Raw genomic sequence first — 14,640 nt, forward strand, 5'->3', positions numbered from 1 at the left:
GGCGGTCACCACCAGATGCCGCCGCCGACCGAGATGCCGCCCCACGTGAGCAGGACGAAGATGCCCGCGAACACCACCGGGGCGATGCCCTTGCCGCGGCGCGCAAGGCCCTTCAAGAGGGCGATCACGACGAGCACCGCGGCGACGAGCGACAGCCCGCCACCGAGGAAGAAGCCGATGAACGCGGGGATCGGCATGAGCAGCAGGCCGACGAGTCCCACCCAGAAGGCGGCCCAAGCGGTCGGGTTGCGGCGGGGTTCGGTCGCGTAGGTCATGCACCCATTGTCGGGGCCCGGCGGCGGTCGCGTCGAGCGGATGCCACGCCTGCAGCATCCGTGCTACAGGATCAGTGCGGCAGTGACGGGTGCGCTTCGTGCGGGTCGCGATTGCGGGGGATGAAGAACGCGATCGTCAGCGCGACGACAGCCGCGACCAGGCCGAACACGAACGAGAGTTGGAACGCCTGCGGCGTCGGCACGGCGACCCCGTCGCGCGTGACGGCGAACGTCGCGAGCACAGCGCCGATGACCGCGGACGCGGTCGAGGTGCCGAGCGACCGGAACAGGGCGTTGAGGCCGTTCGAGGCGCCCGTCTCCTCACGGGGGACGGACCGCATGATGAGCATTGGCATCGCGGCGAAGCCGAAGCCGATGCCCACACCGATGAGGAGGTTCGCGACGAGCACGTGCCACACCTCGCTCGTCCACAGCAGCGAGAACGCGTACGCCGACATGATGCCGCAGGCGCCGAGGATGAGCAGCAGCTTCGGACCGACGGTGCGCGCCATCCGTGCGGAGAACGGCGACATCACCATCATCACGAGGCCGGCCGGCATGACGACCAGGCTGGCGGCGATCAGCGACAGCCCGAATCCGCCGGCCGCGGTCGGCAGCTCGAGCAGCTGCGGGTACGAGACGTTCGACGAGAACAGTGCGAAGCCCATCGCCACCGAGGTGAGGTTCGTGAACAGCACGGCGGGGCGTGCAGCGACCCGCAGGTCGAGGAGCGGGTCGGTGGTGCGCAACTGGTACCAGCCCCACAGCAGCAGCACGCCGATGCCGCCGAGCCCGCACAGCAGGGTCGCCGGCGACAGCCAGCCCCACTCGTTGCCGCGCGAGATCGCGAGCAGGATGCCGGTGAGTCCGACCGCGAGGCCCACGACACCGGGGACATCGAAGCGTCCCGGTGCGCGCAGCGTGCTGACCGGCACGATCTTCAGGACCGCGACGAAGACGACGGCGCCGAGGGCGGCCGACGCCCAGAACAGCATGTGCCAGTCGCTCGTCTCGGTGATGAGCGCGCTGATCGGCATGCCGAGCGCGCCGCCGACACCGAGTGTCGCCGACATCAGCGCGATCGCGGTGTCGACACGGGCTTCGTGGAGCACATCGCGCATGATCGCGATGCCGAGTGGGACGACACCGACCACGGCGCCCTGGAGGGCGCGGCCGATGATGACGCCGACGATGCCGGTCGAGACCGCCGCGATGATCGAGCCGGCGACGAGGAGCGCGAGCAGGGCGAGGATGATGCGGCGCTTGCCGTACATGTCACCGAGCCGCCCGGCGATGGGGGTGAACACGGCGGATGCCAGCAGGGTCGCCGTGACCACCCAGGCGGTGTCCTCGCGGCTGGCGTTCAGGAGCTCCGGGAGCTTCGACTGGATCGGGACGACCAGCGTGAACATGAACGACGAGCAGAGTCCCGCGATCGACAAGACGGCGACGATGACCCCTTGTCGTGGCATCCGGGAGAGTCTGCGTCTGTCATCGTCTCCATCGGGCATCCGATCAGGCTATCGCCGTCCGAGTAGGTCGAGGGCGTCGGCTCGAGGTGGGTCAGACGCGCGCGGCGGCGATGCGGTCTCGGAGTCGGGCGAGCTCCTGGTCGGGGAAAAGGATCCTCGGCAGCACCGGCACGCCGGTGCCACGGGACCGCGTCGTCAGCAGCACCGCGTCGCCGACCGTGATGGCGTCGCGGAAGGCCGAGAAGCGGATGCTGCTCGTGCCGAGCGGCGACGTCATGTGGAGCTCGTCATCGCCGACGCGGACGCCGATCGTCGACCCGACCGGGTAGGCGCGGCGGATGTTCGAGCGGGTCAGCAGGTATGTCCAGAGCAAGATCCCCAGGACGAGCACGTCCCAGAGCGCGACCAAGACGAGGAGCGTCGCATCGCTTGTGGCGACCGCGAGCCCAGCTGCAACGAAGAGCAGGATCACCGCGGCCGCCTCGATCACGAGCCACACCGGCCTGCGCAGCATCCACCGCAGATAGGCGCCCGCGAGCCGCGAGGAGAGGGCGGCGTCTGCGACGACCTCCCGCTCCTCGCCGGCGTCGGTCATACCTCGTCCGGCGAGGGTGCTGCGATGTCGGGCGTGCTGGCCGGAGCGGATGCCGCGGTCGCCGCCGGTGCCGGAGCAGCCGGGCTGTCACTCTGCAGGCCCTGCGCCATGCCGCGGCCGGTCGCCTGGCCCTGGATGATCTGCCGCAGGTCGAGGCCGGTGGCGGCCTGCACGGCGTCGAACGTGGCGCGCATGCTCGAGGCGCTCTCGCCGGCGATGTGGCTCGACGCGCCCTCGCCGCCGAGGACGGTGATCGAGCCGACCTTGTCGAAGCCGCGGGCGAACTCGGTCATGAGGGGCACGAGCGCCTCGATGGCGCGCTGGGCGAGCAGCGCCTCCTGGTTCTGCGCGATGGCCGCGGCCTCGGCCTGGATGGCACCGGCGCGGGCCTCACCCTCGACGCGGACGGCGTCGGCGTCGGCCTGGGCGCGAAGGCGCGTGGCCTCGGCCTCCTGAGCCGCGATCTGCGCGCGGGCCTCGGCCGCCTTGACCTGCGTGTACGCGTCGGCGTCGGCAGCGCGCTGCCGCTCGTAGAGCGACGCGTCGGCGACCTTCTTGACGTCGGCGTCGAGCTGCGCCTGGCGGTTCTCGGCTTGCTGCAGCAGCACCGCCTGCTCGCGCTCGGCGCGGGCGAGGGCCTCGGCCTGCTCGGCCTCGGCGCGGGCGCGACCGACCTGGGCCGAGGCCTCTGCAGTGTTGCGGTCGTACGCGGTCTGCTCGATGAGGTTGGCCTCGTCGGTGGCGATCTGGCGGGCCTTGACCTCGCGGGCCGCGTTGATGCGGGCGACCTCGGCCTCGCGGCGGACGCGCTCGACCTCGGTCGCGCCGAGGGCGTCGATATAGCCGTTCTTGTCGGTGATGCCCTGGATCTGGAACGAGTCGAGGATGAGGCCCTGCGAGAGCAGGTCGCTCTTGATGCCCTCGGCGATCTGGTCCGACAGCTTCTGTCGGTCCTTCATCAGCTGCTCGACGGTCAGCGTCGCGACGACGCCGCGGAGCGCACCCTCGAGCTGCTCGGTGGTGAACTGCTCGATCGCGCCGTCCTGCGACAGGAAGCGCTCGGCCGCGCGGCGGACGAATTCGGGGTCGGAGCCGATCTTCACGAGCGCGACGCCCGCGACCATGACCGTGACGCCGTTGGATGCCTGTGCCGTCGGCTCCATCTTGATCTGGCGTGCGCGTAGCGAGATCATCTCGGCGCGCTGGGTGAGGGGGTTCACGAGCGAGCCGCCGCCGGTGATGACGGAGATGCGCGACGAGTCGCCGGCCGCATTCTTCTGGCTCTTACCGACGACGACGAGCGCCTGGTCGGCCTTCGCGACCTTGTACCAGGCCCGGAGTACCACCATCAGGATGATGATGAAGATGATGATGGCGACGATGACGATCGCGCCGATCACGAGTGCTCCGCCGGCGATGAGTGCGTCCATGAAGGTTCCCCCGAAGTTCCGATGTCTACCGTGACGATGTCGTCCTTCGACCGTAGCCGCTCGGATGCCGCTGCGGCGAGGGAGGACTCCCCATCGCGCGCACGCCCTACGCTGGGCGGCATGACGACGCCTCCGCCGCCCGGACACCCGGTCTACGCCCCGACCCCGCCGATGAGCCCCGCCGACGAGCGACTCTGGGCGACGCTCACCCACGTGAGCGGCATCGTGCTGTCGTGGCTCGGACCGCTCGTGGCGTACCTCGTCCTCCGCGACCGTGGGCCGTTCATTCGCGCGCACGCGGCGGGCGCGTTGAACTTCCAGCTGACGGTGCTGATCGCGATCGCCGTCTCCGTCCCGCTCATGTTCGTCGGGATCGGCTTCCTCACTGCTCCGGCCGTCGGGATCTTCGCCCTCGTCGTGGAGATCATCGCGGCGATGAAGGCGAATCGCGGGGAGTGGTACACGCCGCCACTGTCGATCCGCTTCGTCTCGTAAGCACCCTCGCGAGCACGCGCAACGCTGACCTCGCCGCGAAAGAACATCTCCGCGCCGAGGGGACGGGGCGCAGCCGTGCCCTCGGCGCGTGGTTGTTCTCTCGGTGGCTGAGGGCCGGGGGACCCGTCGCAGCCCTCGGTAGGATGGATGCCGCGCCATTCGGCGACAACATCCCCTCGAACGACCATTGGAGCCACCGTGGCCGAGCAGTCCCGCCTCGACAAAGTCATCGCCCTCGCCCGCCACCGCGGGTTCGTGTTCCAGGCGGGCGAGATCTACGGCGGATCGCGGTCGGCGTGGGACTACGGCCCCCTCGGTACGGAGCTCAAGGAGAACATCCGTCGTCAGTGGTGGCAGACCTTCGTGCGCGGTCGCGGCGACATGGTCGGCCTCGACTCGTCGGTGATCCTGCCCAAGCGCGTCTGGGAGGCGTCGGGCCACGTCGCGACCTTCGTCGACCCGCTCGTCGAGTGCCTGCAGTGCCACAAGCGCTTCCGCGAGGACACCCTCATCGAGGACTACGAGGCGCGCAAGGGTCGCAAGGCAGAGAACGGTCTCGCCGACGTGCCGTGCCCCAACTGCGGCACGAAGGGCAACTACACCGAGCCGAAGTCGTTCTCGGGACTCGTGAAGACGTATCTCGGCGTCACCGGCGACGAGAGCGGCCTGCACTTCCTGCGTCCCGAGACCGCGCAGGGCATCTTCGTGAACTTCTCGAACGTGCTCACCGCGTCGCGCAAGAAGCCGCCGTTCGGCATCGGCCAGGTCGGCAAGGCGTTCCGCAACGAGATCACCCCCGGCAACTTCATCTTCCGCACGCGCGAGTTCGAGCAGATGGAGATCGAGTTCTTCACGCCGCCGGCTGAGGCCGCACAGTGGTTCGAGCACTGGGTGCAGGCGTGCTGGGACTGGTTCATCGACCTCGGCATCGACCCCGAGAACATGCGCCAGTTCGACGTGCCCGAAGAGGACCGCGCCCACTACTCGGCCGGCACCATCGACGTCGAGTACCGCTTCGGCTTCACCGGCAAGGAGTGGGGCGAGCTCATGGGCGTCGCCAACCGCACCGACTACGACCTGTCGTCGCACATCGAGGCATCCGGCACGAAGCTCACGTATTTCGACCAGGCCTCGGGCGAGACGTACGTGCCGTACGTCATCGAGCCGTCCTTCGGCCTCACCCGCGCCATGATGGCGTTCCTCGTCGACGCGTACCGCGAAGAGGAGGTGCCGAACGCCAAGGGCGGCACCGACACCCGCACGGTGCTCGGCCTCGACCCGCGACTCGCCCCGGTCAAGGTCGCCGTCCTGCCGCTGAGCCGCAACGAGCGCCTCTCGCCGCTGGCGCGTCAGGTCGCCGACGAACTCCGTGCGAGCGGCTGGAACGTCGACTTCGACGACGCCGGCGCCATCGGTCGCCGGTACCGCCGTCAGGACGAGATCGGCACCCCGTTCTGCGTCACGGTCGACTTCGACTCGCTCGACGACAACGCGGTCACCATCCGCGACCGCGACTCGATGGCCCAGGAGCGCGTGTCGCTCGACGGGCTGCAGGCCTGGCTCGCCCCCAAGCTCCGCGGCGTCTGACCCGAGTGGATGCCGCGCAGCGCGGCATCCACCTCAGCGCGTGACCGTGCCTTAGCGCGTGACCGTGATGGCGGCGTAGTCGTCGCCGCCGGCGAGGGTCCAGGCGTAGGTCTGCTCGAGGATTCCGCGGAGCACGTCGAGATCGACGAGCTCGAGGTCCTTGATGTACAGGCAGCCGACGCTCGAGGTGTGCGGACCGAGGCGCTCGAGCGCTTCGGTGTGGGCGGCGACCTGGTCGAGGTAGATGGTCGACGACGCCTTGCGCGGTGCGAACGCGAGCAGCGGCATGTCGCCCTCGTTGCCCGTCGGGTAGCGGTAGTGGCAGCTGCCGAAGCCGATGATCGTGCCCCAGAGCTCGGCCTCGCGGCCGGTGATCTCGGCCATCAGCGCCACGAGCGTCTCGGCGTCGCGCTGCCGCTTCGCGGGCGTCACCGCGGCGATGAACGCGCCGACGCTCCCGCCGGTCGGCTTCACGTCAGGCCCTCGCTTCTTTGGCAGCGGCCTTGGCGGCGCGCTTGTGCTCGCGGACCTTCGCGAGCGACTCCGGCGAGACGATGTCGGCGACCGACCGGAACGATCCCTCCTCGCCGTAGGCGCCGGCTGCTTCGCGCCATCCGGCGCCGGTGAAGCCGTACTGCTTGCCGAGGAGTGCGACGAAGATCCGCGCCTTCTGATCGCCGAACCCCGGCAGCGCCTTCAACCGCTTGAGCACGGTCGCCCCGTCGGGGTCGCCCTGCGTCCACAGCGCGGCGGCGTTGCCGCCCCAATCATCGACGAGCGCCTGGCACAGCGCCTGCACGCGGCCCGCCATCGAGCCGGGGAAGCGGTGCACCGCGGGCGTCTGACTGAACGCCGCCGTGAACGCCTCGGGGTCGGCGGCGGCGATGCCCGCGGCATCCAAACCGCCGGTGCGGTCCCGGATCTTCAGCGGCCCTGCGAAGGCCGTCTCCATCGCGATCTGCTGGTCCAGCAGCATCCCGATGAGCAGGGCCAGGGGTTCGTCGGTGAGGAGCGCGTCGGCAGCGGCGTCGCCGGTGATGTGCAGTGCCATGCGTCCATGTTCCCATCCGGGCCGCAGGGCGTGTGGGGGAGGATGGAACCATGACCTCGGATGCCGCCGCCGACCTCGTCTCGCATGCCACACACACCCGCGTGGTGGTCGTCGGCGGTGGGCTCGCGGGGCTCGTCGCCGCGCTCGAGTGCGCGCGGGTCGGCATGGCCGTCACCGTGCTCGAAGCGGACGCGCGCGTCGGCGGTCTCGTGGGCAGCGCCGATCTCGACGGTGTCGTCGTCGACACGGTCGCCGACGGGTACCGCGTGACGCAGGGGGTGCTCGCGGATCTCATCGCGGACCTCGGGCTCAGCGAGCACGTGGTCCCCGCTCGTGATGCCGACACGTGGGTCGCCGGCCCGTTCGGGGTCGCCCCGATGCCCGCCGAAGCGATCCTCGGCATCCCGTCGAATCCGTTCGACGAACGCACCCGCCGGATCATCGGCTGGGCAGGGGCCTGGCGGGCCTACCTCGACCGGCTCCGCCCGCCGCTCACGATCGGTGCGGAGCGCAGCCTCGGCGCGCTCGTTCGCTCCCGGCTCGGCGCGCGCGTCGTCGACCGGATGGTCGCGCCCCTCACCTTCGGCGTCCACGGGGTCGACCCCGACGAGGTCGACGTCGACGCCGCCGCACGTGGGCTCAACCAAGCACTCACGCGCACCGGGTCGCTGACCGGTGCGGTCGCGCAACTGGGAACGGATGCCGCGCCGGCACGCGCGACGCTCCGCGGCGGCATGTCGACGCTCATCACCGCCCTCGTCACGCGGCTCATCGAACTCGGCGCGGAGGTGCGGGTCGGTGTCGAGGTGACGGAACTCGCCGCGAGTGACGACGGATGGACCGTCACCGCTGCGACCGAGGACGGGCCCGAACGCATCGACGCGACCGCCGTCGTCGTGGCGACGCCCGAGGCGCCCGCGCGTCGATTGCTCGCCGCACACGTTCCCGAGGCCGACGGCTCGCCGCTGTCACCGGACGACGTGGACGTCGTCACCCTGCTCGTCGATGGGCCCGCGTTGGATGCCGCACCGCGCGGGCATGCCGTGTACGCCGTGCCCGGCACCGCTGCGGCGTTGTCGGTCGTCCACGCCACGGCGACCTGGCCGCACGCGTCGGGTGACCCGCACGTGATCCGCGTCACACTTCCGGCGTCCGGGCGGAGCGACATCGAGGTGATCGCCCTCGCGCGGGCCGCGGCCGCCGAGCTGTTGGGTGCCGATCTTTCCGCCGTGCGGGGCGGCCATCGCGTCGTCGCTCCCCGCGCGCTCCCCTCATCGGCCACATCGCCGGCTCGAGACGCGCTCCGCGAGGCGACCCGGTCGCTGGCCGCGCTGGCGGTCGTCGGGGCGTGGGTCGGCGGCAACGGTCTCGCGCGCGTCGCGGCCGGCGCGATGGCCGAGTCGGAGCGGCTCCGGTCGGCACTGCTCTGGGGCTCGAGCGACGAGGGTGCCTCGCGCTGAGACGGATGTCAAGGGGAGTATGCCGACATCGGCATGCCGACTACGCTGAACACTCGGCACCACATCGCTTTCAACGTGAGGAATCGCCATGAAGGGCAAGATCGGAATCGTCGTCGGGCTCGCAGCGGGCTACGTGCTCGGCGCCCGCGCCGGACGCGAACGCTACGAGCAGATCAAGGACGCGTACCTCAAGCTCTACAACACCCCAGCGGTGCAGAAGCAGGTCGACAAGGTGTCCGAACTCGGCAAGTCGGCCGCATTCGCGGTCCCCGGCGTGCTGTGGGACGGTGCCGTCAAGGTCACCCGCGCGGTCACCACGAAGGGCACGCCCGGGCAGAAGCTCGATGCTGCTCTCGACGCCGCCGGTGACACCGCCGATGACGTGAAGGATGCCGCCGAGGCGACGTCGTCAGCTGCGAAGCGCACGACGACCGCGTCGAAGAGCACCACCGCTTCGAAGACCACGACGGCGCGGAAGCCCGCTGCCAGCCGCGCCAAGAAGCCGTCGGCCTCGGGCTCATGAGCACGCCTCGCGGATTCCGTGACCGAGGCGACGACGGACTGCTGTCGCTCATCGGCGACCTGCCGGAGCTGATCCGCAACCTGATCGTCGCCGAGATCGATGCCGCGAAGGCGTGGGCGGTGCGGACGGGCAAAGATGCCGGGGTCGTCGGCCTCTGGTTCGTCCTCGCGCTGTTCGTCTTGTTCTGGACGATTCCCGCGATCGGTGCGTTCACCATCATCGGGCTGTCCTCCTGGATGGCGCCGTGGCTGGCCGCACTGATCCTCGTCGGCATCGGACTCGTGCTCGTCGCAGTGCTGGCGCTGCTGGGTCTCGCCCGCGTGAAGAAGATGTCGAACCGCGAGAACCCCGTGTCGGCGGCCAAGACCGACGCGGGTATCGTCAAGGAGGTCACCGATGAGTTCTGAGCTGCCCCGGACCGCCGTGCCCTACGGCATCACCGACCCGGTCGAGCGTGCCCGCGCCGAACTCAAGGCCGCGCTGCACGCGATCGAGCACAAGGCCAACTTCCCGAAACGCGCTGCCAAGGCGACCGAGCGCGCGAGCGCGCAGGCCCGGTTGTTCGCAGACCGTAACCCGACCGGTGCGGCACTCGCCGCCGTCGGCGTGGCCGTCGCGGTCGGTGCGCTCGTGTGGGGTGCAGTCCGCCTGTACACGCGCTGACGAGGCCTGCGTCCGACCCTCGCGAGCGCGGGGGTATGCTCAAGGCAGGCAGCGGCGATGATGCGTATGCTGCCGGCGATTCGGTCCCGAGCCCGCGCACCCGCGTGGCGGCAACCCCGTACCCGTCGGCCGTCCGCAATCCGGGGTGGCCGATTGCCTACACGAGAGTCGAACCATGAACACAGCTGCTGCGGGTTCCGCGCCGAAGCCTCTGAAGGGGCGACGTGTGCTGGTCCCTCGTGGTGGCCCGTGGGGCGACAGCGTGGCCGCGGAACTTCGCGCACAGGGCGCGACACCGGTCATCGCGCCGCTCGTGAACTTCGCTCCGTCCGAAGACCCGACGAGCCTCGAGGCCGCACTCCGCGACCTCGCAGAGGGCGCCTTCGACTGGGTGACCCTCACCAGCTCGACAACGGTCGACGTCCTCCACGCGTACCGTGCCGAGATCCCGGCATCCACTCGCGTCGCAGCCGTCGGTGAGACCACGGCGGCCGCACTCACGGCTGTCGGGTACCGCGTCGACCTCGTTCCCGACGACGACAATTCCGCAGCCGGCATGGCGGCGCAGCTGCTCGCGCTCGAGCCCGAGCCGACGCGCGTGCTCACCCTCCGCAGCGAGCTGGCGAAGCCCGTGCTGACCCGGTTGCTCGAAGAAGCCGGCCACGACGTACGCAGCGTCGTCGCGTACCGAACCGTGGGCGTCCCCGTCACCGAGAAGGTCGCCGGTGACGTGCGGTCGGGGCGGATCAACGCCATTCTCGTCACGAGCGGCTCGGTCGCCGAGCAGGTGCACGAGCAGTTCCCCGACATCCCCGAGGCGACCGTGATCGCAGCGATCGGTCCGCGCACCGCGAAGGACGCGCGCCGCGCCGGACTCGCTGTCAGTGCCGTCGCCAAGGAGCAGAGCGTCCTCGGGCTCATCGCCGCAGTGTCGCAGTTCCCGGTGCCGCAGGCCGTCATCGACGCCGCACCGCCGACCGGATCGTTCCCCCGCATCGACTCCTGACGGTCGAAATCGGATCGTTGCCGCCGGGGCATCCACGCAGCCGCGCGGGTTTGGCAGACTGATGGCATGGTGACGCTGCTGCTGGACTCGACGCGACTCGAAGTCGCGCTCACCGCCACCGAGCGCGCGCTGTCGTTCCGCCGCGAGTCGGTGCGCGTCGAGCGGTCGAGCATCACGAAAGTGCAGCTCGTCGACGACCCGTGGACGTGGCTGCGCGGTGTGCCGTCCCCCGGCACGGTCGTGCCGCGGACGTTCGCGATGGGCCGCTGGCGGTCCGCCGGTGGCGACGACTTCGTCCTCGTGCGACGCAGTCGCGCATCGGTCGTCATCGACCTCGAGGGCGACCCGGAGTTCCAGCGGCTTGTGCTGACGACCCGCCACGGCCTCGCCCTTGTGCAGGCGCTTCGCCTCGACGCCCGAGACGAGCCGGTCGACGTCGTCGCCCTGACGACGACCGAGATCCCGGTCGTCGGCGCACCCGATGCCGCGCGGGTACCGCGACCGGCTCGTACCCGCGCGCCCCGTCCAGCACAGGCCTGACCGCCTCCGCTGCCGGTAACGTTGCCGGAGTGACAGGCTCCGCGGCATCCACGCTCCAGGTGCGCACCGACGGCAGCGTCGGTCACGTGACGCTCGACCGTCCGCGCGCGATCAACGCGGTCGATCACGAGATGATCCTCGGAATCGGTGCGGCGCTCGACGCGTTCGAGCACGACGCCGACGTCGCCCTCGTGCTCCTCGACGGCGCCGGTGATCGCGGCTTCTGCGCCGGCGGCGACGTCCGCAGCCTGCGGGAGCAGGTGCTCGCCGGTGATGCAGTCGGTGCGATGACGTTCTTCCGCGACGAGTACGCGCTCAACGCGCGCATCGCTGAGTACCCGAAGCCGGTCGTCGTCTTCGCCGACGGCATCACGATGGGCGGCGGCATCGGCCTCGCCGGCCACGCCGCCGTGCGCGTCGTGACCGAGCGTTCGCAGCTGGCCATGCCCGAGGTCCGCATCGGGTTCACGCCCGACGTCGGTGGTTCGTGGCTGCTCTCCCGCGCGCCGGGCCGCGTCGGCGAGTACCTGGCGGTCACCGGCGGGACGATGGATGCCGCCGACGCGACCTACGCCGGGTTCGCCGATCACCTCGTGCCCGCCGATCGGCTCGGCGACCTGCACCACGCGCTCATCACGCGCGCCGATCCGCACACCCCGACCGAGATCACGCTCCTGTTCGACGAGACCCCCGAGCCGTCGCGCCTCGCCGCGGCGCGGCCCTGGATCGACGACGCGTTCGCGGGCGACACGGTGCCCGAGATCGTGGAGCGACTGCGGGCGCGGCCCGAGTCGGCGGCATCCGAGACCGCCGATCTCATCGAGTCGCTGTCGCCGACCGGCGTGACCGTCACCCTCGCGGCGGTGCGTGCAGCACGGTCGCTGCCAGATCTGCGCTCGGCGCTCGCGCAGGAGTACGCGCTCGTCGAGTGGTTCGCGACGACGCAGCCCGACCTCGTCGAGGGCATCCGGGCCCAGCTCGTCGACAAGGACCGTTCGCCACACTGGCAGCCTTCGACGCTCGCCGATGTCCCCGCGGATGCCGCCGCATCGGCGCTCGCGCACGTGCCGTCGATCCCGCTCTGGGCGGCCTGACGTGTTCGACAGTCCGCTCTCGGCATCGGCCTACGAGGTGCTGCAGGTCGCCCCGGACGTCAGCGACGACGACCTGCGGAAGGCCTATCGCCTGCGGCTGCGGCAGACCCACCCCGACACCGGCGGGGACGCCGCGCTGTTCGTGCAGGTGCAGCGGGCGTGGGAGCTCGTCGGCACACCTGATGCGCGCGCGTCGTACGACCGCGGCCACGGCTTCGGTGACGCGCAGTCGTTCGCACCCGACGCGCCGCAGTGGCGGCCGCCGTCTCGTCCCGCCGACACCCGACCCAAGGCGCGGTCGTTCGGTCAGCCCGGCGGGTGGCGGCGCGAGCGGTACCTCGGGCTCATCCGCGAGTGGGCAGGTCGCGGCGTCGATCTCGCCGACCCCTACGACCCGGCGCTCGTGCGCAGCGCCCCGCACGACGTGCGACGCCTGCTCGCCGACGCGCTCGCCGAGGAGGCGACCGCCCGCATCGTCGGCGACCTCGGCATGGGGTACACGGTGTGGCACGACGTGCTGGCCGACGCGCGCGCCCCCGAATTGAAGCTCGACCACATCGTGCTCGGGCCGAGCGGGCTCTACGCCGTGCTGTCCGAGGACTTCGGCGGTCCGGTGCGCACCCGGCGTGGCGAGCTCATCGGCGACGTCATCTCGGGCGCCCCCGTGGCGGGGCTCGTGCTCGCCGCCCGTGGACTCGGCCGCGCGCTGAAGGTGAAGTTCAGCGGCGCGATCGTCGTGCTGCCCGACGACGACGTGGCATCCCCCATCGAGGAGCTCGGCAGGGTCAAGGGACTGCCGGTCGCGGTGGTCGGCCGCGCCGCGCTGTCGACGGTGCTGCGCCGTGGCGTCACGGGCGCGCGCGAGATCGGCGGGAACGAGCTGTTCGACGTCCGTACCCGCCTGCAGCAGGGCGTCCGCTTCGCCTGACCGCGCGCCGGCGTGACTCGGGGCACGGCTCAGATGATGCCGAGCAGTTCCAGCGGGTGGCTCAGCCGCCACCACATGTCGGGGCCGGGGACGGCGTCATCGAGGACGAGCCCGACCTCGGTCGCACCGGCCGGTCCGGTGAGCGCCAGCGTGCCCGCGTCGTCGCCCGCCGCGCGCTCATCGCCGAGGTCGATGGTGGCGTCGGTCTCGGCCGATGCCGCGTTCCACAGCAGTAGCGATGCGTCGGCGTCGGTGACGATGTTCGCCGACGCGCCCCAGGCCGTCGTGACACTCGCGACGACGGTGCCTGCGGCGAGCGTCGACGGCGTCGCGGCATCCGCGGTCACCTCGTCGAGCAGCCGTGCGGCCTCTTCGACGCGCAGCGCGTCGGTGGGCTGTCCGGTCACGGCGCCGAAGATGGTGACCTCCTCGCCGCCGACCGACGCGGTGCGCGCGGCCACGAGGTTGTAATACCCGCCGTAGCTGCCCGTCTTGATGCCGACGACACCGTCGGTGCCGAGGAGTTCGTTCGTGTTCTCGAAGAACCCGGCACCCTCGAGCTCGGCCGACGGCGTCGCCACGATCTCGGCGATGACCGGGTTCGCCATGGCCTGCTTCGCGAGCGCGACGATCGCACGAGGCGTCGCCGTGTTGTCGCGGTCGAAGCCCGAGGCATCCGTCACGGTCACATCGGCGAGGCCGTTCGCATCGAGCCACGCGTTCGCCGCGTCGGTGTACGCCTCGACCGAGCCGAAGAGCTCGGTCGCGAGGCGGTCGGCGTAGTTGCTCGCCGACGCGATGAGCATGCCCTGGAGCAGCTCGTACTGGGTGAGCGATCCACCGTCGGGCACGTTGAGTGCCGACTGGTTCTCTGCGATGTACTGCCAGTACTCGCTGCGGTCGGCGAACACGAAGTCGTACGACGGGCCCTGCTCGCCGACCTCGAGCGGCGCCTCATCGAGCACCACGAGCGCGGTCACGAGCTTCGTGAGGCTGGCGAGCTGGACCGATTCGTCGGTGGATGCCGCAGTCGAGAAGCCCGACACCGACACCGCGCCTGCGCCGTCGGTCGGCCACTCCACCGAGGCAGCGCCGCCGCGCAGCGGCGTCGCTTCGGCGGTGGTGACGTTCGGTTCTACCGCGCTGAGGGGCCACAGCAGCATCCCGGCGACGTAGGCGATCGCGAGGGCGATAACGGCGACAGTCGGCACGACGGCGATGCGCGCGTCGAACCGGCGACGCGGACGGCGCAGCGGGGGGAGGAGCTCGAACTCGGAGGTCTGCGGGCTGGGCTCCGGTCGGAGCGCGTCGTCGTCGACCCAGGTCAGGGCGATGCGACCGGTCGCGGTGAGTGGCGGGTCGGTGGGCGACGTTTCGGGCGCGTCGAGGTCGGCGGCATCCGTGTCCGAGGCGGCGGAAGGGGCGTCGCCCGCCTGGGCGCGAAGCTGCCGGCGCGTGAGCGGCGTGGCGTCTTCCATGGTCACTGATCAACGGTAGCGCCCCGCGCGGGTCGGGTCTGCC

General features: G+C 70.9%; 17 protein-coding genes. 10 read left to right on the forward strand and 7 right to left on the reverse strand.

From position 1 onward, the window contains the following. Positions 1-5: 5 nt before the first annotated feature. The 4 genes from QNI14_RS07595 to QNI14_RS07610 form a co-directional block, all read right to left on the reverse strand. Entirely contained in the window at positions 6-275 is a 270-nt protein-coding gene (locus QNI14_RS07595) for a hypothetical protein (RefSeq protein WP_283715923.1), read from the reverse strand. Positions 276-346: 71 nt separating this feature from the next. Then, positions 347-1,747 carry an MFS transporter gene (locus tag QNI14_RS07600; RefSeq protein WP_283715924.1) on the reverse strand — a complete coding sequence of 467 codons (1,401 nt, stop codon included), beginning with the start codon at positions 1,745-1,747 and terminating at the stop codon, positions 347-349. A 91-nt stretch (positions 1,748-1,838) separates the two neighbouring features. Then, on the reverse strand, positions 1,839-2,342 hold the full coding sequence (locus QNI14_RS07605; protein WP_283715925.1) for a hypothetical protein: 504 nt from the start codon (positions 2,340-2,342) through the stop codon (positions 1,839-1,841). Further along, complete coding sequence (locus tag QNI14_RS07610) at positions 2,339-3,772, reverse strand: SPFH domain-containing protein (protein ID WP_283715927.1); 1,434 nt, start codon at positions 3,770-3,772, stop codon at positions 2,339-2,341. Before QNI14_RS07610 ends, QNI14_RS07605 begins: the two co-directional genes overlap by 4 nt. A gap of 120 nt (positions 3,773-3,892) precedes the next feature. Here QNI14_RS07610 and QNI14_RS07615 point away from each other — a divergent pair, with 120 nt between their 5' ends. Together QNI14_RS07615 and QNI14_RS07620 are read left to right on the forward strand one after the other, a co-directional pair. Then, positions 3,893-4,267: a DUF4870 domain-containing protein gene (locus QNI14_RS07615; RefSeq protein ID WP_283715928.1), complete on the forward strand. Its 375-nt coding sequence runs from the start codon at positions 3,893-3,895 to the stop codon at positions 4,265-4,267. A 198-nt stretch (positions 4,268-4,465) separates the two neighbouring features. After that, a complete protein-coding gene (locus QNI14_RS07620; protein WP_283715929.1) occupies positions 4,466-5,854 on the forward strand; it encodes a glycine--tRNA ligase in 1,389 nt (462 codons plus the stop codon). 51 nt (positions 5,855-5,905) lie between these two features. Here QNI14_RS07620 and QNI14_RS07625 read toward each other — a convergent pair whose 3' ends face one another. Together QNI14_RS07625 and QNI14_RS07630 are read right to left on the reverse strand one after the other, a co-directional pair. After that, complete coding sequence (locus QNI14_RS07625) at positions 5,906-6,328, reverse strand: DUF1801 domain-containing protein (RefSeq protein ID WP_283715930.1); 423 nt, start codon at positions 6,326-6,328, stop codon at positions 5,906-5,908. A gap of 1 nt (position 6,329) precedes the next feature. Next, positions 6,330-6,905, reverse strand: coding sequence for an HhH-GPD-type base excision DNA repair protein (locus QNI14_RS07630; protein ID WP_283715931.1), 576 nt, complete (start codon positions 6,903-6,905; stop codon positions 6,330-6,332). 50 nt (positions 6,906-6,955) lie between these two features. On the opposite strand from QNI14_RS07630, the gene QNI14_RS07635 reads away from it, so the two are divergent. The 8 genes from QNI14_RS07635 (at position 6,956) to QNI14_RS07670 (ending at position 13,119) form a co-directional block, all read left to right on the forward strand. After that, positions 6,956-8,365, forward strand: a complete 1,410-nt coding sequence (locus tag QNI14_RS07635; RefSeq protein WP_283715932.1) for a protoporphyrinogen/coproporphyrinogen oxidase — start codon at positions 6,956-6,958, stop codon at positions 8,363-8,365. An 88-nt stretch (positions 8,366-8,453) separates the two neighbouring features. After that, the gene (locus QNI14_RS07640) at positions 8,454-8,888 is read left to right on the forward strand and encodes a hypothetical protein (protein ID WP_283715933.1); all 435 of its coding nucleotides are present in this window, start codon (positions 8,454-8,456) and stop codon (positions 8,886-8,888) included. Further along, entirely contained in the window at positions 8,885-9,295 is a 411-nt protein-coding gene (locus tag QNI14_RS07645; protein ID WP_283715934.1) for a phage holin family protein, read from the forward strand. Before QNI14_RS07640 ends, QNI14_RS07645 begins: the two co-directional genes overlap by 4 nt. Beyond that, positions 9,285-9,551, forward strand: a complete 267-nt coding sequence (locus QNI14_RS07650) for a hypothetical protein (RefSeq protein WP_283715935.1) — start codon at positions 9,285-9,287, stop codon at positions 9,549-9,551. The genes QNI14_RS07645 and QNI14_RS07650 overlap by 11 nt, the downstream gene beginning before the upstream one ends. Positions 9,552-9,726: 175 nt before the next feature. Then, positions 9,727-10,557: a uroporphyrinogen-III synthase gene (locus QNI14_RS07655; protein ID WP_283715937.1), complete on the forward strand. Its 831-nt coding sequence runs from the start codon at positions 9,727-9,729 to the stop codon at positions 10,555-10,557. 66 nt (positions 10,558-10,623) lie between these two features. Continuing rightward, on the forward strand, positions 10,624-11,097 hold the full coding sequence (locus tag QNI14_RS07660) for a hypothetical protein (RefSeq protein WP_283715938.1): 474 nt from the start codon (positions 10,624-10,626) through the stop codon (positions 11,095-11,097). A 29-nt stretch (positions 11,098-11,126) separates the two neighbouring features. Continuing rightward, positions 11,127-12,191 carry an enoyl-CoA hydratase/isomerase family protein gene (locus QNI14_RS07665; RefSeq protein WP_283715939.1) on the forward strand — a complete coding sequence of 355 codons (1,065 nt, stop codon included), beginning with the start codon at positions 11,127-11,129 and terminating at the stop codon, positions 12,189-12,191. A gap of 1 nt (position 12,192) precedes the next feature. Next, positions 12,193-13,119: a J domain-containing protein gene (locus QNI14_RS07670; protein ID WP_283715940.1), complete on the forward strand. Its 927-nt coding sequence runs from the start codon at positions 12,193-12,195 to the stop codon at positions 13,117-13,119. A gap of 29 nt (positions 13,120-13,148) precedes the next feature. Here the strand turns inward: QNI14_RS07670 and QNI14_RS07675 are convergent, their stop codons facing one another. Further along, the gene (locus QNI14_RS07675) at positions 13,149-14,597 is read right to left on the reverse strand and encodes a D-alanyl-D-alanine carboxypeptidase family protein (protein ID WP_283716158.1); all 1,449 of its coding nucleotides are present in this window, start codon (positions 14,595-14,597) and stop codon (positions 13,149-13,151) included. Positions 14,598-14,640 lie beyond the last annotated feature (43 nt).

It is taken from the genome of Microbacterium dauci (assembly GCF_030065535.1).
Taxonomy (GTDB): Bacteria; Actinomycetota; Actinomycetes; order Actinomycetales; family Microbacteriaceae; genus Microbacterium; species Microbacterium dauci.